At 58.0% G+C, this 23,963-nt stretch carries 21 protein-coding genes, 1 tRNA gene and 2 pseudogenes; 10 read left to right on the plus strand and 14 right to left on the minus strand.

The window, feature by feature from the left end; translation table 11 throughout:
* Positions 1-23 precede the first annotated feature (23 nt).
* The 3 genes and pseudogenes from LOY26_RS01190 to LOY26_RS01200 form a co-directional block, all read right to left on the minus strand.
* Positions 24-1,694: pseudogene (locus LOY26_RS01190) on the minus strand (FMN-binding glutamate synthase family protein).
* Positions 1,695-1,835: 141 nt separating this feature from the next.
* On the minus strand, positions 1,836-3,212 hold the full coding sequence (locus tag LOY26_RS01195) for an ATP-binding protein (protein ID WP_258714308.1): 1,377 nt from the start codon (positions 3,210-3,212) through the stop codon (positions 1,836-1,838).
* Entirely contained in the window at positions 3,205-3,924 is a 720-nt protein-coding gene (locus tag LOY26_RS01200; RefSeq protein ID WP_186661480.1) for a response regulator, read from the minus strand. Before LOY26_RS01200 ends, LOY26_RS01195 begins: the two co-directional genes overlap by 8 nt.
* A 140-nt stretch (positions 3,925-4,064) precedes the next feature.
* Here LOY26_RS01200 and LOY26_RS01205 point away from each other — a divergent pair, with 140 nt between their 5' ends.
* From LOY26_RS01205 to LOY26_RS01215, 3 genes are all read left to right on the plus strand, one after another.
* A complete protein-coding gene (locus tag LOY26_RS01205; RefSeq protein ID WP_258714309.1) occupies positions 4,065-6,362 on the plus strand; it encodes a TonB-dependent siderophore receptor in 2,298 nt (765 codons plus the stop codon).
* 217 nt (positions 6,363-6,579) lie between these two features.
* Positions 6,580-6,933: a type II toxin-antitoxin system HigB family toxin gene (locus LOY26_RS01210; RefSeq protein ID WP_186661484.1), complete on the plus strand. Its 354-nt coding sequence runs from the start codon at positions 6,580-6,582 to the stop codon at positions 6,931-6,933.
* A gap of 51 nt (positions 6,934-6,984) precedes the next feature.
* A complete protein-coding gene (locus LOY26_RS01215) occupies positions 6,985-7,458 on the plus strand; it encodes a type II toxin-antitoxin system HigA family antitoxin (RefSeq protein WP_186661486.1) in 474 nt (157 codons plus the stop codon).
* A gap of 258 nt (positions 7,459-7,716) precedes the next feature.
* On the opposite strand, the gene LOY26_RS01220 is transcribed toward LOY26_RS01215, so the two are convergent.
* On the minus strand, positions 7,717-7,923 hold the full coding sequence (locus LOY26_RS01220; RefSeq protein ID WP_186661488.1) for a DUF3079 domain-containing protein: 207 nt from the start codon (positions 7,921-7,923) through the stop codon (positions 7,717-7,719).
* 209 nt (positions 7,924-8,132) lie between these two features.
* Between LOY26_RS01220 and LOY26_RS01225 the strand changes: the two genes are divergently transcribed.
* Positions 8,133-8,603, plus strand: a complete 471-nt coding sequence (locus LOY26_RS01225) for a DUF2442 domain-containing protein (RefSeq protein WP_258714310.1) — start codon at positions 8,133-8,135, stop codon at positions 8,601-8,603.
* 384 nt (positions 8,604-8,987) lie between these two features.
* Here LOY26_RS01225 and LOY26_RS01230 read toward each other — a convergent pair whose 3' ends face one another.
* Positions 8,988-9,863 (minus strand): hypothetical protein, encoded by an 876-nt coding sequence (locus LOY26_RS01230; RefSeq protein WP_258714311.1) that lies wholly within the window; start codon positions 9,861-9,863, stop codon positions 8,988-8,990.
* The gene (locus LOY26_RS01235; protein ID WP_258714312.1) at positions 9,860-10,513 is read right to left on the minus strand and encodes a hypothetical protein; all 654 of its coding nucleotides are present in this window, start codon (positions 10,511-10,513) and stop codon (positions 9,860-9,862) included. Before LOY26_RS01235 ends, LOY26_RS01230 begins: the two co-directional genes overlap by 4 nt.
* A 261-nt stretch (positions 10,514-10,774) precedes the next feature.
* Between LOY26_RS01235 and dgt the strand changes: the two genes are divergently transcribed.
* From dgt to tnpC, 4 genes are all read left to right on the plus strand, one after another.
* Positions 10,775-12,247, plus strand: a complete 1,473-nt coding sequence (dgt, locus tag LOY26_RS01240; protein WP_186711463.1) for a dGTP triphosphohydrolase — start codon at positions 10,775-10,777, stop codon at positions 12,245-12,247.
* 9 nt (positions 12,248-12,256) lie between these two features.
* Positions 12,257-12,943, plus strand: a complete 687-nt coding sequence (locus tag LOY26_RS01245) for a hypothetical protein (RefSeq protein ID WP_186711451.1) — start codon at positions 12,257-12,259, stop codon at positions 12,941-12,943.
* 442 nt (positions 12,944-13,385) lie between these two features.
* Positions 13,386-13,745 (plus strand): IS66 family insertion sequence element accessory protein TnpB, encoded by a 360-nt coding sequence (gene tnpB / locus LOY26_RS01250; RefSeq protein ID WP_009687920.1) that lies wholly within the window; start codon positions 13,386-13,388, stop codon positions 13,743-13,745.
* Positions 13,746-13,763: 18 nt separating this feature from the next.
* Positions 13,764-15,320: an IS66 family transposase gene (gene tnpC / locus LOY26_RS01255; protein ID WP_258713692.1), complete on the plus strand. Its 1,557-nt coding sequence runs from the start codon at positions 13,764-13,766 to the stop codon at positions 15,318-15,320.
* A gap of 749 nt (positions 15,321-16,069) precedes the next feature.
* Here the strand turns inward: tnpC and LOY26_RS01260 are convergent.
* The 3 genes and pseudogenes from LOY26_RS01260 to LOY26_RS01270 form a co-directional block, all read right to left on the minus strand.
* Positions 16,070-17,388, minus strand: a pseudogene (locus tag LOY26_RS01260) (tyrosine-type recombinase/integrase).
* Positions 17,389-17,551: 163 nt separating this feature from the next.
* Positions 17,552-17,627 (minus strand) — tRNA-Thr (locus LOY26_RS01265).
* 98 nt (positions 17,628-17,725) lie between these two features.
* Entirely contained in the window at positions 17,726-17,974 is a 249-nt protein-coding gene (locus tag LOY26_RS01270) for a hypothetical protein (RefSeq protein ID WP_033703195.1), read from the minus strand.
* A gap of 644 nt (positions 17,975-18,618) precedes the next feature.
* On the opposite strand from LOY26_RS01270, the gene LOY26_RS01275 reads away from it, so the two are divergent.
* Together LOY26_RS01275 and LOY26_RS01280 are read left to right on the plus strand one after the other, a co-directional pair.
* On the plus strand, positions 18,619-18,885 hold the full coding sequence (locus tag LOY26_RS01275) for a hypothetical protein (protein WP_258714313.1): 267 nt from the start codon (positions 18,619-18,621) through the stop codon (positions 18,883-18,885).
* Entirely contained in the window at positions 18,882-19,154 is a 273-nt protein-coding gene (locus LOY26_RS01280; RefSeq protein ID WP_258714314.1) for a DUF3077 domain-containing protein, read from the plus strand. Before LOY26_RS01275 ends, LOY26_RS01280 begins: the two co-directional genes overlap by 4 nt.
* A gap of 236 nt (positions 19,155-19,390) precedes the next feature.
* On the opposite strand, the gene LOY26_RS01285 is transcribed toward LOY26_RS01280, so the two are convergent.
* From LOY26_RS01285 to LOY26_RS01305, 5 genes are all read right to left on the minus strand, one after another.
* Complete coding sequence (locus LOY26_RS01285) at positions 19,391-20,584, minus strand: SAM-dependent methyltransferase (protein WP_258714315.1); 1,194 nt, start codon at positions 20,582-20,584, stop codon at positions 19,391-19,393.
* An 84-nt stretch (positions 20,585-20,668) separates the two neighbouring features.
* Entirely contained in the window at positions 20,669-21,358 is a 690-nt protein-coding gene (locus LOY26_RS01290; RefSeq protein ID WP_047582943.1) for an ABC transporter permease, read from the minus strand.
* Complete coding sequence (locus LOY26_RS01295; protein WP_033703191.1) at positions 21,355-22,050, minus strand: ABC transporter permease; 696 nt, start codon at positions 22,048-22,050, stop codon at positions 21,355-21,357. Before LOY26_RS01295 ends, LOY26_RS01290 begins: the two co-directional genes overlap by 4 nt.
* 55 nt (positions 22,051-22,105) lie before the next feature.
* Positions 22,106-22,867, minus strand: coding sequence for an ABC transporter substrate-binding protein (locus tag LOY26_RS01300; RefSeq protein ID WP_033703190.1), 762 nt, complete (start codon positions 22,865-22,867; stop codon positions 22,106-22,108).
* A 13-nt stretch (positions 22,868-22,880) separates the two neighbouring features.
* Positions 22,881-23,654, minus strand: a complete 774-nt coding sequence (locus LOY26_RS01305; protein WP_027917578.1) for an ABC transporter ATP-binding protein — start codon at positions 23,652-23,654, stop codon at positions 22,881-22,883.
* Between the last annotated feature and the right edge of the window lie 309 nt (positions 23,655-23,963).

Genomic DNA, 23,963 nt, shown 5'->3' on the forward strand with positions numbered 1-23,963 from the left:
GGCTGCTTTGCAGCCCCGGTTGTTCAAGCCGGCGCTGTTTCTTTGCGGCGTATAGCCGGCGCTGCCGCCACCCCTGCAACTTCCCCCGTCTCCGGTGCAAAGCTGTCGCTACGCGCCATCCGCCACATCCGCGCATAAAACTCGCTTTCAATCGAGCCACTGAGCAATTCGCCAGGCTTGAGAAACGTATGCAAATCCGAGAACAAGCCGATTTCACTGGCGCTGACACGCCGTGCCAGGTGCTTGGGCTTGAGTTCGCTTGGGTGCTCCAGCCCTGCGGCCGCCAGCATCTCGGCCAAGGTGTGCAGCGTGTTGCGATGAAAGCTGGCCACGCGCTGGGCCTTGTCCGGTACCACCAGCGCGCGCTGGCGTAGCGGGTCTTGGGTGGCAACCCCGGTCGGGCACTTGTTGGTGTGGCAGCTTTGCGACTGGATGCAGCCGATGGCGAACATGAAGCCGCGCGCCGAATTCACCCAGTCGGCACCAATGGCCAGCACGCTGGCGATATCGAAGGCGCTGACGATCTTGCCCGCTGCGCCAATACGGATGCTCGAACGCAGGTTCAGGCCGACCAAGGTGTTGTGCACGAACATCAGCCCTTCGCGCATGGGCACGCCCATGTTGTCGCTGAACTCGCGTGGTGCCGCGCCGGTGCCACCTTCCTTGCCGTCGACGACGATGAAGTCGGGGGTGATGCCGGTGGCCAGCATGGCTTTGGCAATGCCCATGAACTCCCACGGGTGCCCCAGGCAGAACTTGAAGCCCACTGGCTTGCCGCCCGACAGTTCGCGCAGGCTGGCAACGAACTTGAGCAATTCGACCGGCGTGCGGAAGGCGCTGTGCGCAGCCGGGGAAATGCAGTCCTGGCCTTCGCGCACGCCCCGGGTCGCGGCGATTTCCGGGCTCACCTTGTGCCCTGGCAGGATGCCGCCGTGGCCGGGTTTGGCGCCCTGGCTGAGCTTGATCTCGATCATCTTCACTTGCGCCGAGCGGGCTTGCTCGGCGAAGCGTTGCGGGTCGAAAAGGCCCTATTCGGTACGGCAGCCAAAGTAACCGCTGCCGATCTCCCAGATCAGGTCGCCACCATGTTCGCGGTGGTAGGGGCTGATGCTGCCTTCACCGGTGTCATGGGCAAAGCGGCCCAGGCGTGCGCCCTGGTTGAGGGCCGCGATGGCGTTGGCGCTGAGGGCGCCGAAGCTCATGGCCGAGATGTTGAAGATCGAGGCCGAGTAGGGCAGCCGGCATTGCGGCCCGCCGATGGCGATGCGGAACGAAGCAGGGTCGGGGGTGGCCACCGGCAGCATCGAATGGCTGATGAATTCGAAGCCCGGCTTGTAGGCATCGTTGAGTGTGCCAAAGGCTTTTTCGGCGCTTTCATTCTTGGCCCGGGCGTACACCAGCGAGCGCTGGGAGCGGGAGAACGGCAGCTTGTCGTCGTCGCCTTCGATCAGGTATTGGCGGATTTCCGGGCGGATGGTTTCGATCAGGTAGCGGATGTTGCCCAGGATCGGGTAGTTGCGCCGCACCGCATGGTGGCTCTGGCGCAGGTCATTGAGGCCGACCAGGCTGAGCAGGGCGGTGAGCACGGTGAACGGCCAGAGCCAGGCCTGTTGGGGCAGTAGCGGCAGGCTGGCGAAGGTGAACAGCAGGCAGGTGACGAGGCAGGCGTAGCGGCTGGGCAGTGAATGTTTCATGGGTCCATCGCAGGCAGGATGACCGGGCCTAGGATAGGCAAAGGCAGGCTGCGGAAAACCTGGTGAATCGGTAAAAGACTGTTACCTGATCGCAGGTTTGCCCTGCGCGACCCTTTCGCGACGCAAGGCCGTGATGGCAGGTCATTCGGGCAACCGCACACTGGCCCGCAAGCCGCCGCCGTCGCGGTTGTACAGCAGCAACTCGCCGCCATGACTGGCCGCGATGCGCTGGGCGATGCTCAACCCCAAGCCATACCCGCCAGACGCCTGATTGCGCGACCCTTCCCCCCGCACGAACGGGTCGGTAACCGTCGCCATCAAGCCGGGTGCAATCCCCGGCCCGCAGTCATCGATGTGGATAAAAACCCCCGTGGCCACGCGCTCCAGCGTGACCGAAACGTCTTTGCCATAGCGCAAGGCATTGACCAGCAGGTTCTGCAGGCACCGCTGCAGCAGCAATGCATCGACCCGCACGGTGCCAGCCTGGCCCTCAACGGGAAGTGGCTCACTGGCGGTGGCCAAATCTGCGCACTGGCGCGCCACCAGCTGGTCCAGGTCCACCTGTTGCAGGTTCTGCTGCTCGCCGGCGCGCAGGTAGTCGAGTACCTGGCCGATCATGTCGTCCATCTGCGTGATGTTCTGCCGCAGCCGTTCGCGCTGCTCATCGTCTGGCAGGCGCTCCAGGCGCAGGCGCATGCGGGTCAACGGGGTACGCAAATCGTGGGACACGGCGGCGAGGAAGTAGGCCTTGTCGTTGACCATCGCAATCAACCGTTGCTGCATCGCATTGAAAGCCTGCGCCGCCTGGCGCACTTCCTGCGGCCCATCCAGCGCCAAGGGCGGCTGCTCCAGGTTGCTGCCCAGCCCTCGCGCTGCGTCCGCCAGGCGCTGCAGCGGGCGCAGGCACAGGCGCACCGCCAGCAGGCACACCAGCAGCACGGCAACGATACGCAGGGCATACACCCGCAGCAGGTAGTCGCTGATCAATGCCCAGGCAGACTCGCCACTCCAGCCCTGCAGCTCCTGGCCATCGATGGTCAGCCAATGCCCATCGGCCAGCGGCACGGCAAACTGAATATGCGCCTGGGCCGTGCGCAAGCCGAACAGGCTGCGCCAGACAATCGGCTGGCCCAGTTCGTCAGTCAGTTGCACCTTCATCAGGCGCACGTCCACAGCATGGCCAATTTCGTACTTGAGGGCCTGGTGCAGCAGCAATTCGATGCGTTTGCGCCCCCTGCGTTCGTCCCCTTCCTGCGCGGGCAAGGCCTCGGCACAGCGCAGCTGATAATGGGCTGGCGCCCGCACTGCGCCGGCATGGCAGTCGGCCTTGGCAATCAGGGGCGCGCTGCGGGCGGCGATCAGCCGCACCGGGGCTTCGAGCACCTGCGCGAAACGCACATCGAACCAGATGCTGCTCGACATCAGTTGGATCACCAGCGTGCCGCTGACCATGATCAGCAGCAGTTGGCCAAACAGCGTGCGCGGCCACAGCCGGCGGAGCCAGCGCACCTCAGGCATCCGCCTCGCTGCGGGCGAGGCTCAGCAGGTAGCCTTCGTTGCGGATGGTGAGGATCTGCGCGACGGCGCCCGGCGCGCGGCGCAGTTGCTGGCGCAGGCGGCTGACGCACATGTCTACCGAGCGGTCATCGGGCAGGTGGTCACGGCCGAACGCACTGCGGGTCAGATGATCGCGCGACACCACACGGTTGTTGGCTTCAAGCAGCTCACGCAGCACGCGGTAATCGGAGCGGGGCAGGGTCAGTGTCTCGCCGTCCGGGCGGGTGAGCAGGCGCTTCACGTGGTCGAGGCGAAAACCGGCAAATTGCTGCGCTTCGACAGCCGGTTTTGCCACCGGTGTATCGAGGCGCTGGGGGCGACGCAGCACGGCCTTGATCCGGGCAATCAGCTCGCGTGGCTCGAAGGGCTTGGCCAGGTAGTCGTCCGCGCCCACTTCCAGGCCAATGATGCGGTCCAGCGTGCTGCCTTTGGCAGACAACATGATCACCGCCAGGCCAGGGGTGGCTTGCAACTGGCGGCACAGGCTCAAGCCATCCTCGCCGGGCAGCATCAGGTCCAGCACCACCAGTTCCACTTTGTGCGCAGCCAGTTGCTCACGCATCTGCTCGCCATCAGCGGCAGCCAGTACGGTGTAACCGGCATCTGTCAGGTAATCACAGAGAAGTTCGCGGATTTCGTCGTCATCGTCGACAACCAGCAGCGTTGTACTCATTGCTAAAAACACCTGTTCGGTGAGGGCCGGAGGCGCTCGTTACGTTCAATTACATCCCCGTACAAGCCGGGGCTGGAGCCCCAAGGGCGGATGCCTAGAATCGTAACAAAAAATCATCTGCGAATACGAAACCTTCCCAAATGAAACCTCGGAGCATCATGAACGACTTCTCTTCCATCGGCCGAGGCGCAAGTCACCTCACCCCGCTCGCCTTCTTCATCGCCGCGGCCATCAGCGGCAGCGCCATGGCTGCCGACAGCAAGCCACTGGAGCTGGATGCCACGCAGATCGAGGACAGCGCGCTGGTGCCTGCCGATGAAGCCGGCCAGCTAGGGTACACGGTCGAGAGCAGCCGCAGTTCAACCGGCCTCAAGCTGACGCCGCGGCAAACGCCGCAGTCGGTAACCACCATTACCCGCCAGCAGATGGACGACCGCGCCATCCACACCATCGAGCAGGCGCTGGAAACCACGCCAGGGGTGACGGCCAGCAAAGCCGAAGTCGGCGGGCGCACCGACTACCGGGCCCGAGGCTATTCGATCAGCAACTGGAAGGTCGATGGCCTGCAGTTTCAGGGTGGCTCCGACTTCAGCGGCGGTGGTAACGCGCTGAACATGGAACTGTACGAGCGCATCGACATCGTGCGTGGCGCCAACGGCCTGCTGGGCGGCACCGGCGACCCCTCGGCCACCGTCAACCTGATCCGCAAGGCCCCGACCAAGACCTTCGGCGGCAGCGCTTATGCGACCTACGGCAGCTGGGACAAACGCCGCCTCGGCGCCGACCTGAACCTGCCATTGTCCGAGGACGGCCGCCTGCGTTCGCGGTTTGTAATGACCCAGCAGGACGCCAACTCGTTCCGCGACAATCAGTCCGAGCGCGCCCGCGCTGCGCTGGCCAACTTCGAATTCGACCTCGACGACGCCACCACCCTGGGTGCCGGTTACCAGTACGAATACAACAAGGTCGTCGGCGGCGGCTGGGGTGCGAACATCCCGATCTGGTACCGCGACGGCAGCAAGACCGACCTGCCGCGCAGCACCAACGTGGTGCCCAGCTGGAGCTTTGGCGAGTACACCACCCGCACGGCGTTCGGCTCGCTCGAGCATCGCTTCGACAACGACTGGACGCTGGACCTGAAGGCCGCCCAAAGCACCGCCGAGGCCCTCAACCACCGCGGCCTGGCCAAGGTCAACTCGGCGGGCCGCGGCACCTTCGGCGGCTACTGGGACCAGGACGGCAGCGGCGCCGTGCTCAACGGCCTGCACAGCGCCAGCGACACCACCCAGCAGTCGGCGCAGATCGACCTGTCCGGCCCGTTCCAGCTGTTCGGCCGTACCCATCAGGCGATGGTCGGTTACAACGACAGCCGCACCGTGGCCTGGTCACCGGAATACACCTGCAACATGGTCAGCGACGGCCGCGTCAGTGCTGCGGCGCTGGGTTGCCAGTTCCGCGCCAACAACGGTTTGCCGCTGACCGACTGGCGCAATGGCGTGGATGACGACTACGACATGATCGCCTCGCGCACCGGCCGCCACAGCAAGACCACCACCCGCTTGCAGGGCATGTATGCAGCTACTCGCCTGAGCATCACCGACCCGCTGTCGGTGATCGTCGGCGTGCGCACCAGCAACTATTCCGCAATCACCCGCAGCAATGCCGGCGTGCGCACCAGCCAGGAAGAAAACGGCATCGTCACCCCCTACCTGGGCGCGGTGTACGACCTCAACGACACCTACTCGCTATACGCCAGCTACACCGACATCTTCACCCCGCAGACCGCCGAGACCAGCAGCGGCAGCAAGGTCGAGCCGATTCGCGGGCAAAGCTACGAAACCGGCATCAAGGGCGAATGGTTCGATGGCCGCCTGAATGCCTCGGCGGCGTACTTCCGCACCAAGCAGGAAAACAAGGCCGTGCTGGACGGCGACCTGACCACACCGACCGGTAACGACGCCTACAAGGCTGGCTCTGGCCAGGAAACCGACGGCATCGACCTGGAAATCGCCGGGGCACTGACCCCGAACTGGAACGTTTACGCGGGCTACACGTACCTGCACTTCCGCCGTATCGACAGTGATGGCCGCAGCGACCCGTCGCACCTGTTCAAGGCTTCGACCACGTATCGACTGTCTGGCCTGCTGGACCGCTTGACCCTTGGCGCAGGGGTTACCGCGCAGAGCAACATTCGCGCGGTATCCAGCCCGGCTGGGCAGCCTAGCAATGGTGTTAGCACAGGTGCTACCGACGTCAACTGGTCGGGGTATGCGATCTGGAATGCCATGGCCAAGTACCAGCTGACTGACGATACGAGTGTCAGCCTCAATGCCAATAACCTGTTCGACAAGCACTACTACACCCGCTACGGGTTCTACGCGGGGGCGATCTATGGGGATCCGCGGAACCTGTCGTTGACGGTGAGTACGGCGTTCTGACGGAGGCGGGTCGCCTGGTTGCGGCATCGGATGGCATTGAGCAGGCTGCCGAAGCGTTGGTTGTGAGTGGCGAAGCATCAGCGTCTAGGCAGGGTGTTGCGGTTGAAGCCCGTCCAAGCTTGCCAGGAGGGTTTATCGCACATACAGATATCTGTTTGACAGATATCTGTATGTGCGATAAATTTCGGTATATGTAAGGACGCCGGAAACCAAAAACATGCGAGTGGTAACAAAGACGGCGGTTGCACAAGCCATTGAAACGTACAGCCAGTGGAAAGAGCCACTGAACTTGTGGCTGACCACCTTTGACAGGCCGCCCCTTCGGTTTGAGTCCTTTGATCAAATTCGTGATGTTTGGGGCACTGCCTCAGGATGGAACGTCGATCGCATTCCTCACTCAAAGCTGAGACACACGAGCAAAAAAGGACCTCTTGATATCTACGTCTTCGATATCAAGAAAAATGAATGTCGAATCATCGCGTGGATCAACACACGAACCGGCACCATTTACATGAAGGACATTCTGCCCCACGCTGGATATGACAAGTGGTGCAAAAGTGATGTTAAGTAGATGATCACAAGGCCGGCTCTATCTATGTACAATGTAATTATAGGTGACCAGATGAAGCGTGATAAGATCGAAGCCAATGGACTAGATTCCTTCATAGCTAATATTTCACCAATGTTTGATGGGCTGAGTGATCAGATAGCTACAATGTCCAAGTTGTTATCTGCCTGTCATGATCCCATTGAAGATGATGATGACCTGCAGGGGCGGATGGCGCTAATTGATGAGCTCTACGCTCATGCGGACAGTGAAGATCACGCAGCAGCACGTTTTGCGGAGCTGGTCGCTGATCGCGTGTACGAGTACGAAACTGAAACGGTGTTGATACCTCAATCCTCTCAGTCGGAAGCGCTCGCGTTTCTGATTTCGGACAGGGGCGTTAAACAAAAAGATTTGTCTGGCATTGCAACGCAAAGTGCTGTTTCTGAAATACTGAACAACAAAAGAAAAATGACGGTTGGGCAAATAAAAGGCTTTGCTGATTTCTTTAAGGTGCCTGTTGAATTCTTTATGAATGGTGCAGTCTGATGAAAGCGTTGAACGCTGTGTGTGTAACCTAACGGCGCTCTATGGATAGCACAGCAAGAACACTTTAAATCGTTTACCCAAAGCCCCTCCGCCCTCACTGTGGTATGGGGCTTTTAGGGGTTATGTAAAGCTGCTTATAGCTTCCTGATAGTCCCAGTGTACCTCTCAAACCCCGCCATTTTTGATCAGTTCGATTTGCGAGGGGAGAGTTGTGGGTGGCAGCTTGCCTGCGATGGGCCGCGAAGCAGCCTCCTGCAGTCAGCTGGATTGCGCCTGCTGAACCTCGCGAACCGGCTTGTCCAACCGGTCCTCCATACGGTCCCAGTCCTCCCCGAACAGCTCCACCGGATGCATAGTGCGATCGGCTCCATTGCCGCAGGCCAGCGCTTTGGCGGGGCAATACAGGTCGCACCCCCAGCAGATGCGTTCAGGGTGGCTGGGGTTGGTGGGGAATTTCTTGGCCATAGCGTCCATTCTCGCAAGTGGGGTGCTGAGCCCAAGCTATGCCTTCCAGCGCTTTCAGCCTTGATTGAAATCAAGGCGCGCTGCGTCTTGCGGTAAGGTTTTCAACTTATCGTTTCTGCGATCGGCATGTGATCGCGAAAGTCGGTCCGAGCAGTATCACTGGCTGGAGGTGATAGGGGCGCTATCTGACACAAGAAGGAGTGGATGAAATGGCATCGATGAAACGTCCCCGCCTGCGGGCGGTTCAGCCTCGGTCGGGCGCTAGCCTTGAGCTGACTTTTACCAATGGGCAGCGGTTTACCCTGGATATGAGCGACGCGCTTAAAGCGTATCCGGGGTTGGCGCCACTGGCTAAGCGCAAAGCGTTCGAAGACGTAACGTTAGGGGATGGAGGCTGGTCTGTGGAATGGCCGGCGCTGGATATTCAGATCGGTGCCGACACCCTACTGCTGGACGCGCTTGCCCAAAACGCCCCGGATGAGAACACCCGGATATTCATTCGCTGGCGGCTGCGGCTCGACCAGGCTGCCGAAGCACTGGGCGTCAGTGCGCGCAGTATCAGCCGTTACAGTAGCGGTCGTGAAGCGGTACCACGCTCACTGGCGTTGGCTTGTCTGGGCTGGGAGACGTTGGAGCAGAAAGGCAGCCTGACAGGTCACGCTTGCTTCCCCCTGGGGTAATTGCGGGGCGGGGGAGCGAACACACAAACAAAGAAGGCCCACCTTTCGGTGAGCCTTCTTTGATACTGCGTATGGTGGCACCAGGAGTCGAAAAGTATCATAAATCATTGATTTAATTGGTTATAAAAGAATTTGCGCAAAGCGCTATCTCAAAAAATACCCTATAACCTTCGTCTAACTATTTCAGTTTAAAGAGCAGTAAGTTTAAATTTGGAAAGGGTGGGTGTATCAACTACGGATGTTAGTAACTTGATTGGTCTGGGTTCTGCTGGTGGAGAGGTTGGATATGTTTTTATTAGGGTGTGCAGTCCGGCTATAACAAGTAAGAAGTTGTCAGCAGATTGGTTCTGGAAGGATGCTGGAGTTAGCTTGTTTGTAAAAGTTTTAGCTGCCCGTTTTAATGAGGCTGTTTATTCTTGAGGTCTGCAGGTGGAGTTCTTCTTGAATTATTTCTGAGGCTTGATTCCAGACCTCAGAAGCGTAGCTTTCAGAGATTCCGAGTTGTAAAAATCGCCATTTCCTCTCGGCATCCCACCATGGAGAATCAACCAAATAATTAACCTTTACGCTTTCGAGGTAAAAACTGATCCAAGAAAGTTGCTTGGGCGGTATCTTGAGTTTAGCTCCGGCGCGTTGAATGGCGGCCCGTCCCTCAGGTGTATGTTTGTCAATAGCTACCCATGTAGGGAAGCTGCTTTCAACATCTGCAGTCGAGGGGGTGACTATAGGTAGTGATGACATCGCAAGATAGGACGCTGCGATACAGAATGCCTTATCCCATTGCCAGCTTGCTTGTTTATAAATACTTCGGGCTGAAGCTGTAACTTTCTTTTGTTCAAGGCTTAAGCTCTTGCTCTCCACCCAGTTAAAGAAAGCGTCAGGTCTCTCCAGTCCTGCAGCTACCGTTCTAACGGCTAAACTATCTGGAGAGTCTTTTGCTGCACTTTTATTTCCAGTGGAGTATTCGTAAGCAAGGCTTCCTAGACCCGCTGCATCCTTATTTTTTTTAGACCCTGCAACTTTTTTAATAAGGACAATGGTTGGTGTGTGTGACGCTACCACCGGCACTAGCGGCCAGCACTCCTCAAACAAGATTACGCTTGCTCGGGTCTGAAGCCACTTTGAGTCGCCATTTTTGGCGAGGGTCAAAGCGACTTTCTCAGATAGTTCTGTATGACCACGGCGTACCAATTTCTGCAAAAGCGATCGAAAAATTGCTTTTGGAAAGCCAGTGCTCGCAGAAGAGGGAAAGCGCGTCATATACTGAACATTTTTGAAGTTATCCAGCTACTCTGGTAGTTTTCTTTGCACTTGCACCATGATGAACATTGTCTGCGTGTGATCGTACGGTCTGTAAGCTTGGAGATTGCTTCCTCGGCCGAAATATAATCTTTGCTAGGCGTATCTCCAGTTGCAGGGTCATCTATGATTACGCTTAGAAAGTTTCTGTCGAGAGGGATGGCTCCGTTGGGTGCTTGTAGTGTAATCATCTGATCAAAGTTCCCGGCGTGCCAGTCGGCGTCTAACTCCGAGATACTTGTAAAATAGCGCTGCTCAACTGGAGTGTTGATCTGCCATTTTGAAGGGTTTGTCTTGGTAATCCGCACGTCAGAAGCTGAAAGTATAACTTTTGAGTCGAAAACAAAAAGAACTGGGCCGTAATGATTTCGGCGCGAAGCACGACGATGGATGTCTACAGTGTCAAGAAAAACATCGTTCCAAACACCTAGGTTCTTATCGAGGTCATCGGTATATTGCCCCGTCTGGGCAAGTCCGAAATTCTCGACGTGTCCCCTAGATGCAAGGCTATTTAGTTTCAGAAGACTTACACTAGTAGCTAGCGTATTAGCGTGAAAGAAATGCGACATCCCCTTTTTCTGGGCTACATCGTAAACCTCTTGTGGCAGCATAATTTTTCTCTTGTTAGAAGTTATGCTAAGTACATCAGATTTTTCAAACGGTTGCAATTGAGACGTTGGGCAAGCTCAATATTTTGAGCTAGTTTTTTCTAGAGGACGGCTTAGCACGATGTGTTCGGGCTTCCGGCCCTCATCGCCTCAACTGAATGTGGCCGAGAGTGGGGCTTCTTGGCATAATAGCCACCTCCAGTCGAAGCAGCCGCAGCGCCGACAAGAAGTTCATATTTTTCAAGGAGATACGAATTGACCTCGATGCAAGAAGCCCCAATCCCTGCCACTGCAGAGCCGAGGTCGGTGTGGACCAGTCTTCTGAGTGCGAGTCGTCGGAAAAAAACCGATGCAGGCACCGTCGTGCCTGCAGCCAGTTCAAGTAGCGGAAGAGTGGAACTCCGCACCGAAATCGAGCGCGACTATGATCGCATTTTGTTTTGTGCCCCCGTCCGACGAATGGCAGACAAAACTCAAGTGTTCCCCCTTGATAGGAACGACAGCGTTCGGAACAGATTGACACATTCACACGAGGTTTCGAACTTAGCCCGTAGCTTCGGCACTACACTGGTATACTCGAATAACATTGCGAGTGAAGTTCCCACTGCTGTGAGGGATATTCCTTCCCTTCTTGCTGCAGTAGGTCTTGTCCACGATTTAGGAAATCCACCCTTTGGCCATCAAGGGGAGGGGGCAATCCAAAGCTGGTTTTTCGACAATATTAGTTCAGTTGCCGGTAAGAAATTCAGCGTGCTGACGGAACGGCAGTATCGTGACTTCTTAAAATTTGAAGGTAATGCTCAGGCATTTAGGTTGGTAACACGGCTTCAAGTGCTTAATGATGATTTTGGGCTAGATCTAACTGTTGCGACACTTGCTGCCATGATGAAGTACCCTGTTGGGGCGATGGGTGTAAATAAGAACAACGTTTGCACCAAGAAGCATGGTTTCTTTTTGTCCGAAGAGTCGATAGCAAAACATGTTCTAGAAAGTGTTGGTCTCTCAATCGGCAAACGTCACCCAATGTCTTACATCATGGAGGCTTGCGACGATATTGCTTATGCGGTTCTTGATATTGAGGATGCTGTCAAAAAAGGACTGGCTTCATTTTCAGACCTTCTAGCTTACTTGGAGCACCACGCCCCTCAAGATAATGTAATTAATGAGTTGGTGGAGAAGTCACGAGCGAAGCATGTTGAGTATCGGCTATTAGACTTGTCTCCTGCAGAACTAAATGATGTATCCATGCAGCGTTTTAGAGTTTATGCAATTGGGATGATGATCAACTCTTGCGTTGATGCGTTTGTCGAAAATCAGAACAGTTTTATCGAGGGCTTGGCTCCCAGGGCCTTGTTAGATATTTCGAGTGTTTCGCGGTTGCGTGAGTTACTGGGCGACTTTTCTTTTAATCATACGTTTCAACATCGTTCAGTCCTAGAGGTTGAGTTGACTGGTTATAACACGATACGTGGATTAATGGATATTTTCTGGGCTGCTATTTTAGAAACTAACCCAGATAATGAAGTTTATCGCCCTAGTCATCCATATAATCGATATGTCTTTATGAGGATATCTGAAAACTATCGGCGCGTGTACAACTCGCCTCCTGGCGATCTGAAGGGCCTACCATTACGGTACCGCCAATGTCTACTATTGACGGATATGATATCTGGCATGACAGACTCCTATGCGGTAAACCTTCTTCAGGAGCTCCGCTCCTATCAAGCTCGTGGGTGAGATAGCTCAATGAATTCAAAGTCAGCGAAAAAGAAAATTCAGGTATTTCTCGGTGAGGAGCTGGGAGAAACTCATCCGATTCAGCACCTGAAAAGCTCTCTCGCTGACTTAGCTATATTTGGTGGGATGATTCGCGATCTAACGTTAGGGCGTCCTGAATTTTTTAATTCGGATATAGATTTGGTATCAAGCGCATCTGCCGAAGAAATATACTATGCAATCCGAAATTACTCACCTGTGAGAAATAGGTTTGGAGGGTATAGGTTTTTCTTTTTAGGGCGCCCTTATGATATTTGGTCTCTAGAAGATACGTGGGCTGTTCGCGAAGGGTACGTGAAAGCAATATGCATAGAAGATCTGTGCAGGACAACCTTCTTTACTACTGATGCTGCCATATTTAACATTAATAGTGAATGTTTCTATTTGCCTAAATTTTGTAGGCAGTCTATTAGGCGTAAAATTCTAGATATTAATCTAATACATAATCCTTATCCTGCAAAAATGGCGATAAAAGCTATTGATCTATCAGTGAGAAGAGGGTTTAAGTTATCGCCAGGCTTATGCGAATATGTCTTGCGAAATGACGCCTTGTTAGGGAATTTCGCTGGCTTTAGGGCTAATTTGATTAGCCATCTTGAAAAAAGCCCAGAAAGGCCATTCGAATTTACTAGGCAGCTTTCTCTGGAGTTTATTTAGCTCAGCTTAAGGCTCATCAAAGCATTTCGGCTCATAATGTAAGATAGTCGCTTCCAAAAACTACATTGGCACCTGTGGCGCTGCGTAGCTCATAGCTGAAATTGCGGCCATCTTCTATACCCACCAATGCCGATCACCTCATTTTTTCACCGACCCTCGCCCCACGTCATCCCGCCAAGAATGCTGAGTGTTATCAGGGATCAAGGCCCCTGCGACCTGTGGGGAATGTCCTCTACGCGGGACTGGCGGCTCCTTACAACCGGGAGCAAGGGCATCTCATGATCTGGCCTCCTGAGCACCGTTACCGGTGGGCGGGTGGAGGCAGCGCTGGCTGACTAAAGCAGCGCCTGAAGATCCGTGTCCGCTCCATGAAGCCCACATTCCAAGCGACTACCTGAAGCCCGATGCTGCGCTCCCGATTTCTTTCTGGAGCCAGTCCGCCATGATGCGTCCCGACAGCAAAGTCGAAAAAGTTTACCTCTACCCCAAGCCTGTGGATTTTCGAAAATCCATCGACGGCCTCACCGCCCTGGTCGAGCTGGACATCAAAGTCGCCGTGTTCGACCCCGTACTTTTCGTCTTCCTCAATAAAGCCCGTAACCGCATCAAGGTGTTGTACTGGGAGCGCAACGGCTTCTGCCTTTGGCTCAAGCGCCTCGAAGCCGAACGTTTCAAAACTTCCCCCGACGCCACCGACGAAGCCATCGTCCTGACCGTCCAGGAACTTAACTGGTTACTCGACGGCTTCGACCTCTGGCGCAACCGTCCACATCAGGTTCTGACACCCCGTTTCGTTGCCTGACCCGGTATAATCCGGGGCATGATTTCCTTGCCCGACAACCTTCCAGACGATCCCGTACTACTCAAGCAGATGTTGCTTGAGGCCTACGAAGCACGCTTGCGCGAGCAGGAAGTCAACGAAGCCTATGCCACCCACATCGTCGACCTGAAAGAACAGATCAAGCTGCTGCGTGATCGCCTGTTCAACCGCAAATCCGAGCAGACGGTCGATCCCAATACGCCGCAACTGGCAATGTTCAACGAGCCGGAAAGCGAGCCGTTGCTGGCCGTGGTTGAGGATGCGGACGAAGAAGTCGTTGCCCCAGTCAAACGTCGTGGCAAGCGCAAACCGTTGTCGGCTGAGCTGCCACGTGTCGAAGTCATCCACGACTTGCCCGAGCACGAGCTGACCTGCGCCTGCGGTTGCCGCAAACATGTGGTTGGCGAGGAAACCAGCGAGCAGCTCGATATCGTGCCGATGCAGATCCGCGTGCTCAAACATGTGCGCAAGGTCTACGGCTGCCGTGGTTGTGAAGCGGCGCCGGTCACCGCCGACAAACCGGCACAGCTGATCGAAAAGAGCATGGCCAGCCCCAGCGTGCTGGCCATGCTGTTGACCACCAAGTATGTCGATGGTCTGCCGCTACACCGTTTTGAAAGCGTACTGTCCCGGCATGGCATCGAAATCCCCCGGCAAACCTTGGCCCGCTGGGTAATCCAGTGCAGCGAACACTTCCAGCCGCTGCTGAACCTGATGCGTGAGCGGTTGTTGGAAAGCCCGGTGATTCACTGCGATGAAACGCGGGTGCAGGTGCTCAAGGAACCGGATCGCGACCCGACCAGCCAGTCCTGGATGTGGGTACAGGCCAGCGGCTTACCTGATCGACAAGTCGTATTGTTCGACTACACCACCAGCCGTGCGCAGGAGGTACCGTTGCGCCTGCTGGAGGGCTATCGCGGTTATGTCATGACCGATGATTACGCCGGTTACAACGCGTTGGCATTACAGCCCGGTGTCGAACGGTTGGCGTGCATGGTTCATGCACGACGCAAGTTTGTCGAGGCGCAAAAGGTGCAGCCCAAAGGCAAGACGGGACGTGCCGATGTGGCGCTGGCGATGATCAACAAGCTGTATGGCATCGAGCGTGAACTCAAGGATGTCAGCGATGACCAGCGGTTCATCGGTCGCCAGGAACGAAGCCTGCCGATCCTCGGCCAGTTGAAAAGCTGGCTGGACAAGACGCAGTCCCAAGTCACACCGCAAAGCGTGCTGGGTAAGGCGGTGCAGTATCTGGCGAACAACTGGAGCCGGCTGGAACGCTATGTCGAGGCCGGCCATTTGCCGATCGACAATAACCTGGCAGAGCGTGCGATAAAGCCGTTTGTCATCGGGCGCAAGGCCTGGTTGTTCAGCGACACGCCCAAGGGTGCTGCGGCTAGTGCACAGATCTACAGCTTGGTCGAGACCGCGAAGGCCAACGGCCAAGAGCCCTATACGTGGCTGCGCCACGTACTGGAGCGGTTGCCGCATGCCTCGTCGGTAGAGGACTACGAAGCGCTGCTGCCGTGGAACTGCTCACCGGAGATGCAACGGTAAATCGAAGCTCCATCTGGCGGTAGGTGGGGTTCATGGATCGCACTCGAAGATCCTGAGCCGAGTGAACGCAGCAATGCGATGACCGGGGCATGCCTGACTGTCAGTCAGGTGCAGTCCATTCCGTGGTCTGCGGCACCATCATCTACAAGGCTGTTGCTGGTGACATCGGCGTTTGTCACGCCGATTGTCACGAGGGGGAATGCCGCAAAGCCACGTGCGATCAGGGCTGCAGCAGTGGTAGAAGTGCCCGTCTCTTTTCAGGAAAAGAGACGGGCACAGGTTGGCGCAGTATTCGGCCAAGCGGATAGGTTGCTGCAGGGCAGCAAGGTACGGAGCATCTGGCGCACGAGCGCTTTATGTGTAAGAGCATCCATCACATGGGTAGTGACCGGGCGAGCTGCCGAATGCTAATCGCCCTTGGGGAGAACCACCGCGGGAGCGGCGTGACCTTGAAGGTTCGGGTCACCTGGGGTGCTGTCATCGACAGCGCTTGCAACTCCCGGTCTACGCCTGTGGACAATATTCGTCAAGCAAAGCGATTTCAGGGATTTAGCGCCTGTGGATAAAACTATCCCCCGGTGGACATCAGTGGTTTTCCACAGACGTACTCTGTGCCAGCAGTTTTTTTTTAGGTATGGTGCTTTCAAGCGGGGCGGCTTTGCAGGCCCGTTTGAAAGGACCCGCGCGGAGGAGCTTCATGGGGTGCTGTGGGTAACTTCACAGCGAGTTTGAGGTGGTGGTGCGGCGGGTTACTCGGTCCTCTTGGCACTGCGCAGGCGCGTGACGTTCTCGCCCGTCTGCCTGGCAAACTCATGCGGCGTCACATGGTCCTCGCGGTTTGCCTCTAGAAACCGGCTCCACCAGGTCATGATCATCCGGCGCTCTTCGAGGAACTCGGCCTTGTGGGTATAGGCGGCGCGCACGTTGTTGCGTTCCTTGTGGCTCATCTGCCGCTCGATAGCCGTCTCCGACCACAGCCCGGACTCGACCAGCGCACTGCACGCCATGGCTCGGAACCCGTGGCCGCAGATATCCACCTTGGTGTCGTAGCCCATCGTCCTGAGCGCTACATTCACCGTGTTCTCGGACATCGGTTTCCACGGTTTGGCATCTCCCGCGAACACTAGGTCGAACTTGCCGGTGATCGCGTGGATCTGCTCAAGCAAGGCCACTGCCTGGGGCGATAAGGGTACAACGTGGATATCCCCGGCCATCTTTGTACCCCTTGTGGAAAAGGGCACACCGTCCAGCGCCGGGCGGGTGTCGGGATCTCCCAGATGCCGCGCTTGAGGTCGAACTCGTTCCATCGGGCGAAGCGCAGTTCACTGGAGCGTACGAATACATGCAACGACAGCATCACCGTGTGGCGCGTGAGCGGGCGACCTCTGTAATCCTCAATGCATGCCAGTAGCTCTGGCAGCCGCGATAAGGGTAGTGCGGGTCTGTGAGTTACCCGTGGTGTCTTGATCGAGCCATCGAGGTCGTGAGCCGGGTTCGCTGTGATCAGCCGCAGCCGTTTGGCTTCACGCATGATGCTTTGCAGGTAGTTCTTGATCCTGAGCGCCACGTCGATGGTGCCGCGCTTCGTCACGGCTTCCAGTGGCTGCATGAGGTCGTGGGTGTCCAACTCAACGATTGCTCTGGCACCGATCAAAGGGAATACGTGAGTTTTCAATCGGCTGAGCACTGTCTTGGCGTGGCCGGGCGCCCACTTGGGCACCATGCTGGCGTGCCAGTCGAGCGCAACGCTTTCGAAGGTCCGGCCGTTGATCACGGCCTGAGTCTTGGTTTGTTGTTTGTACTGGATGGGATCTATGCCGTTAGCGAGCTGCTGCTTGATCTCGAAGCGCTTGCGGCGTGCATCGCCTAGCCCGACCACCGGATAGCTGCCGAGGGCGGTCAGGCCTTCGCGGCCATCCGGTTTCACGTACCTGAGCCGCCAGCCTTTGCGGCCGTTGGGTTGCACAAGCAGGTAAAGACCGTCGCCGTCGAAGAGCTTGTACTCGCGCTCTCTGGGCTTTGCCGTGCGACAGGTGGTGTCTGTAAGCGGGGCAGTGGTGCGGGCCATAAGGGTAGTCTCCGATATCGAAACGGACCTCTATCCTTAAAACTACCCTTATTAGCGCTGGCTACCCCCGGAATCCGACGGAACGCCAAAACGAAAAAACCCGCCAGAAGGCGGGTTTTTCGGGGGTTCCAGAGATTTTGAAAGCTTTCTATGGAACCTTGAATGGTGCCGGCACCAGGAATCGAACCCGGGACCTACTGATTACAAGTCAGTTGCTCTACCATCTGAGCTATACCGGCAATGGGGCGTCATTATAACGATCGTTTGGCGCCTGTAAACCACTTCCTTGCGATTGTTTGCAAATGACCTAAGTCACCGGCTTAAAAGGAGATTTTTCTTACCAGCCGCGGTGGATCGTGTTGACGCTTGGTTCGGTTTTGCCAGGGTTGAAGAACAGCTTGTCGTTGTCGCAGCCGCGCTTGCGGCAAGGGCTCTCGACGCGCAGGGGCAGGCCTCTGTCGCCGCCCAGTTGCATGCCGGGGGTGTCCCAGCCCAGGTGGCTGGAAGGGTGGCTTGGGGTGTCGCTGGCGCAGGCGGTCAGGGCCATGGCGAAGGTCAACAGGGCTAGGGGTTTGGCTTGGGTCACGATGAGGAAGTCCGTTAGTCCATTGTCGGTTCTGGCGCAACGCCAGAAGGTCGCGGGGCTGGCGGGCAGCGCGCGACGTCTCTTTTTAATGATGTGGGGGTGAATGATACACCGTGGGGAGGTGTGCAGTGCGAGCTTTGCGGGCGCTGATCGACCATCTTCAACCGTCGTGCGTGCGTGTGTAGGAGCGGCCTTGCGTCGCGAAAGGGCTGCGAAGCAGCCCCAGGTTTGCGAACCAACGCAGGTATCGACGTTTGTTCACACATTGCTGGGGCTGCTTCGCAGCCCTTTCGCGACGCAAGGCCGCTCCTACAATCAAGGCGGCTATCAGCTGTAGGGCATTTCTGAACCTGAAACCAAATGCTTCCGGGTTTGCATGCTTCGGACCTATCCTACGCGCGCTGCTGAAGTATCGCTGTTGTCGGGGAAATGCCTCACGGATACCGTTTCTGGGTCGCTTCGGCGACCGGGTGTGAGAACCCGACCACGAATGAGCGTCACCCAAATGGTGGCTGTACGCGGGCAGACTTCGGTCTGGCCGGGGCTTTCCTTATTCACTCGGTTTCTCACCCCGCGTATGGCTGCCACCTAAATCCGTGAGAAAGATTTAGTGGCAGTTCCTTCCGTGAATAAGGAGTTACGCCATGATCAAGATCGTCCCCGACCCACCACGCCCGCTCATCCACACCCCCTACTTCTCTATCCACAGCGACATCTCCCCACACGACGCACTCACCCAGGCCCGCGAGCTCATCCGCGCTGTGGCCCAAACCCTCGACGAACACTGCCGCGCCCACGCCGGCGAACCTGGCCTTAGCCGGCTGGCCCACACAGCTCAGGCCGCCGAGTCGGCAGCGATATTGCTGCAGCACGCCAGTGAACGCATGAGCGCGGAGGGGGAAATCGCATGAACGATAACCCCAAGCCCATCACCACAGCCGGCCTGGAAACCTTCCTGGACGTCGGCGACCCACCCGTTGGCCTGTTGCGGGTGCAGCCCGGTATTGCGATCGACGATGCCTATGAACAGGTCTCTGTGCTGCTCAGCTACATCAAGCATCTGCTCAGGGAGGGTGATCTGGAAGACGACCACAAGCTGTTGGGTGCGGCCGATTACCTGACGGCGATGGCCAAGGCATTGATGAACGATATCGAGCTGGCCAAGAACAAATTCCGCTGACCCACAGGGCCGCTTTGCGGCCCTAGGCGGGCGCACAAGAAAAGTTTATGCACAAGTAGCATTGCCAACTTGCGCGAAAGGCATGCCGAGCTGCTACACCGCTGGTCTTTGCGCAAACGCCTGTTTTTGCTGGCCTTGAGCTGTACGAAGGAATAAGCCAAACGCTTGAAATAGCGCTTGGATCCAACCATTCATCAAAAGCTTGTGCACAGAGTTATCCACAGGTTGTGCTGCGGCTAACGGTCGCGTTCTGCCAGGATGAGGATGTTGCGCGGGGTGAGGGGGTAGTCACAGAACAACCCGAGGCGTACGGCATAACCCTGTTCTTCCAGAAACAGCGCACGGTCGAGTATCAGCCACAGTTCCAGCGGGCGGCGGAACAGGTTGCGCACACGTTCCAGGTTGCGCACTTCTGCCAGGCGCTGCCAGCCGGCGGCTTCCAGGGCAGCCCAGTCGGGGGTGCCGCTCAGGGGCACGTGCTTGAGCTCGGCCAGGCCCCGGCAGTACGCCTCGAAAGGCTTGTCCAGCCAGGCCACCGGCAGCGAGGGAGTGGGCAGGTAATCATCACACTGGCGCTGCTGGCGTTGCAGCAGATCGAAGCCCAGGCGGCGGGCCATCGAGGTGTCGCGTTGGCGACGCACGCGGGCGCCCGCGGTGACGGTTTCACTCAACGGTAAGCCCAGGTCGTCCAGCGACAAGTGCAGGCTGGAGGCTTGCGCGGCGGTGGATAACGCCTGGTACTGCTGGGCCTGGATGCGGTTGTAGCAGCAAGGGGCCACGGCCATTTGCCGGCAGCCTTGCTCGCTGGCCAGGTGCAGAAGGCGTACGTGCAGGTCGCCGCAGGCGTGCAGAGCGACCACGGTCTTGTCGCTATCCAGGTGGCCGGCGCTGTCTGCGGCCATGACATCCTGGTGCACATGGTGTGCAGGCAGGTGGTGGTGGTCGCTCAGGGCCTGGCCTGCGGTCACGAGTTCGGCGTCGTATTCCAGGCAGGTCAGGTGCTGGCCGGGTTGCAGCAGGCGGCGGCCGAGGTGGCCTTTACCAGAGCACCAGTCCAGCCAGTGCCGGGTTGGCGCGTTGAAGGCCAGCCGGCGGGTGAAGGCTTCGATCTGCTGCCATTTGCGACCGGGCACGCCAACGTCGAGGCGGTGGGCGGCGGGAGGGAGGCCGGCGTCGGGGAGTGCGTCGAGGGTGCAGAGTTGCTGGGCTTGTTGGGCCAGTTGGGGGAAGGGGGCGGGCACGCCTTGCGTCACCCGCTCGGCTTCGGCATCGTTCAGGCTGCATTGGCGCAAGTGGGCGGAGAGTGCGGGGTGTTCGGCTTCCCAATCCAGGCGCAGCGCGGTGAATGGCCTGGGTTTCCACAGGTGCTGGTGCTCGGTCAGGAACTGGTCGAGGGCCTGGAAGCGGTCGCTGTGGGGGATGGAGGTCATGGTTGTTGTCGGCTGGGGTTGGGGCTGCTGTGCAGCCCTTCGCGGGGCAAGCCCGCTCCTACAGGGTCGGAGCGGGGGTGAGGTCTAGCGCCCTTGGCAGGCGTCTACCCGCAACCAGCGCTCCAGCAGTTTGAAGCCCTGCACCAGGACAAACGAGATAACCAGGTAAAACACCCCGGCGGCAAAGAAGATCTCCACCGGCAGGTACGTCCGGGCAATGATGGTACGCGCCATGCCGGTCAGCTCCAGCAGGGTGACGGTACTGGCCAGGGCGCTGGCCTTGAGCATCAGGATCACCTCGTTGCTGTAGGCCGGCAGGCCGATCCGCGTGGCGCGCGGCAGCATGATGTAGATCAGGGTCTTGGTGCGCGACATGCCCAGTGCCCGTGCCGCTTCGATCTCACCCTTGGGGATCGACTGCAGCGCACCGCGCAGAATCTCGGCGATATAGGCGGCGGTGTGCAGGGTCATGGTCAGCACGGTGCACCAGAACGGATCGCGCAGGTAAGGCCACAACGCACTGCTGCGCACCGCCTCGAACTGGGCCAGGCCGTAATAGACCAGGAACAGCTGCACCAGCAACGGCGTACCGCGGAAGAAGAAGATGTAGCTGAACGGCACGGCGCGCACGTACCAGTGCCGCGACGAGCGGGCAATGCCCAGCGGGATGGCCAGGATCAACCCGGCAACCACAGCGATGGCCACCAGCTCCAGGGTCAGGGTCGCGCCCTGGGCCAGGCGTGGCAGCCATTTGATGATGACTTCCCAATTCATTGTTCGGCCCTCGCAAAGCCGCGAGCGGCGCGTTTTTCCATGAAGTACATGCCGGTCATGGCGACGACGGTCAAGCCCAGGTAGATGCAGGCCGCAACCATGTAGAAGGTGAACGGCTCCTTGGTCATGGTCACGCCGATTTGCGCGTGGCGCATGATTTCTTCAAGGCCGATGACCGATACCAGCGCGGTGTCCTTCATCAGGATCATGAACAGGTTGCCCAGGCCGGGCAGGGCGATGCGCCACATCTGCGGCAGGATGATGCGCGAGAGGATGCGCGCCTTGGACAAGCCCAGTGCCAGGCCCGCCTCACGGTGCCCCTTGGGGATCGCCAGGATGGCGCCGCGGAACACCTCGGTGGCGTAGGCGCCGAAGCACAGGCCGAGGGCGATGACGCCGGCAGCGAAGGCGCTGAGCTCAAGGCCCGGCATGTTGAGCGCCTCGCCGATGCTGTTCATCAGGCCGACGGTGCCGAAATAGATAAGCAGGACCCAGAGCAGTTCGGGCACGCCGCGAACCAGGGTCGAGTAGAAGCCGCCAAGCCATTGCAGCGGCTTGACCGGGGAAGTCTTGGCCAGGGCACCGAGCAGGCCCAGGACCAGCCCCAGCAGCAAGGCGCAGAGCGCCAGTTTTACGGTCATCAAGGTGCCAGCCGCCAGGGCCGGACCGAATCCGTGCAGGTCGATATTCATGGGTAGGGTCGTTCTAGGGACCGGCACGCCGCAAGGGCGTGCCGGTCGGGGCGAATCAATAGATGCTGAACGGGAAGTACTTGTCGTTGATCTTTTTGTAGGTGCCGTCGGCGACAATTTCCTTCAGTGCGGCATTGAGCTTGTTACGCAGCTCATCGTCACCTTTGCGTACGGCAATGCCGACCTTGTCGCTGTCGTTCACCGGTTCGCCTTTGAACTCGAAGTTTTTGCCAGCGGCAGACTTCAGCCAGTCGTAGTTGGCGTACTTGTCGGCGAGGATGGCGTCGAGGCGGCCGGAGGTCAGGTCCAGGTAGGCGTTTTCCTGGCCATCGTACAGGTTGACCTTGAACTCGTTGTCCATGCCGCCGTTGTCGTCCAGCCAGGTCGCGGCCTGGGTGGCGCGCTGGGTACCGATGGTCTTGCCCTTGAGCGAGGCGCGGTCGGTCTTGAAGTCGACGTTTTTCGGTGCGATGAACTGCTGCTTGTTCGAGTAGTACGGGTCGGTGAAGTCGACGGCCTGCTTGCGCTCGTCGGTGATCGACAGCGAGGAGATCAGGAAGTCGAACTTCTTGGCGTTCAACGCCGGGATGATGCCGTCCCAGTCAGAGGTGACCACTTCGCATTCGACTTTCATCTTGGCGCACAGTGCGTCGCCGATGTCTTTGTCAAAGCCGACCACCTGGCCGCTGGCATCCTTGTTGTTGAACGGCGGGTAGGCCGCCTCGATGCCCATTTTGAGTTTTTCGGCTGCCATGGCATTTGCCGAGAACACCAGGGTGGCGGCAGCGGCCAGGAGGAATTTCTTATAGGTCTGCATTCGTGTTGCTCCGTTAGCGGTGGCTGGACATGAATTGCTTGCAACGCGCCGAGGTCGGGTTCTCGAAGACCTGCTGCGGCGATCCTTGCTCTTCAACCAGGCCCTGGTGCAGGAAGACCACTTCACTGGACACCTGGCGGGCAAAGTTCATCTCGTGCGTCACCAGCAGCATGGTACGGCCTTCTTCGGCCAATGCGCGGATAACGTTTAGCACTTCCTGGACCATTTCCGGATCGAGCGCCGAGGTCGGCTCGTCGAACAGGATGACCTTGGGCCTCATGGCCAAGGTACGGGCAATGGCGGCGCGCTGTTGCTGGCCACCGGAAAGCTGGGCGGGGTAGCTGTGGCGCTTGTCGTAGATGCCAACCTTGTTCAGCAAGGCTTCTGCGGCTTCGATGGCCTCGGCCTTGCTTTGGCCGAGCACGCGGCGCGGGGCCTCGATGATGTTGTCGAGGATCGACATGTGCGGCCACAGGTTGAAGTTCTGGAAGACGAAGCCGATCTCGCTGCGCAGGCGGTTGATCTGGCGGTTGTCGGCGGCGATCAGGTCACCGTTTTTGGCGGCCTTGAGCTTGAGCGATTCGCCGGCGACCAGGATTTCGCCCTGGTGCGGGTTTTCGAGCAGGTTGATGCAGCGCAGCAAAGTGGACTTGCCGGAACCGGACGACCCCAGGATGGAGATCACGTCACCATCGCGTGCGGTCAGCGAAATGCCCTTGAGAATTTCCTGCTCGCCGTAGCGTTTGTGCAGATTGCGGATTTCCAGCGCGGGCGTGGCCTGGGCCATGTGCGGTCCTCATGTGTTCGGGTGCGTTCCCAGCTGTTGGCGGCCTTCCTGGCGTGCGCCAAGCTAGCATAGCGGCATTAGGCGGCCAACAGGGTCGCTAGGGGCTCGGGTCGCTGTCGGGGCAGATTGTCGCATCGCTGCAGTGCAACGTCGCGAGGATGACCGCGAAGGTCTAGCCCAACACCAGAGCCTTGATGAAAAAAGGCGCGATGGTGCCAGCTTTGGCCCGCTCTTGGAAGCGGTTTTGGACCATTCGCGGGTAAACCCGCCGGCACAGGGTTGGTAATCGGTTTACCTGCAAACGGGTGA

The sequence above is a fragment of the Pseudomonas sp. B21-047 genome, assembly GCF_024748775.1.
Classification (GTDB): Bacteria; Pseudomonadota; Gammaproteobacteria; order Pseudomonadales; family Pseudomonadaceae; genus Aquipseudomonas; species Aquipseudomonas capeferrum.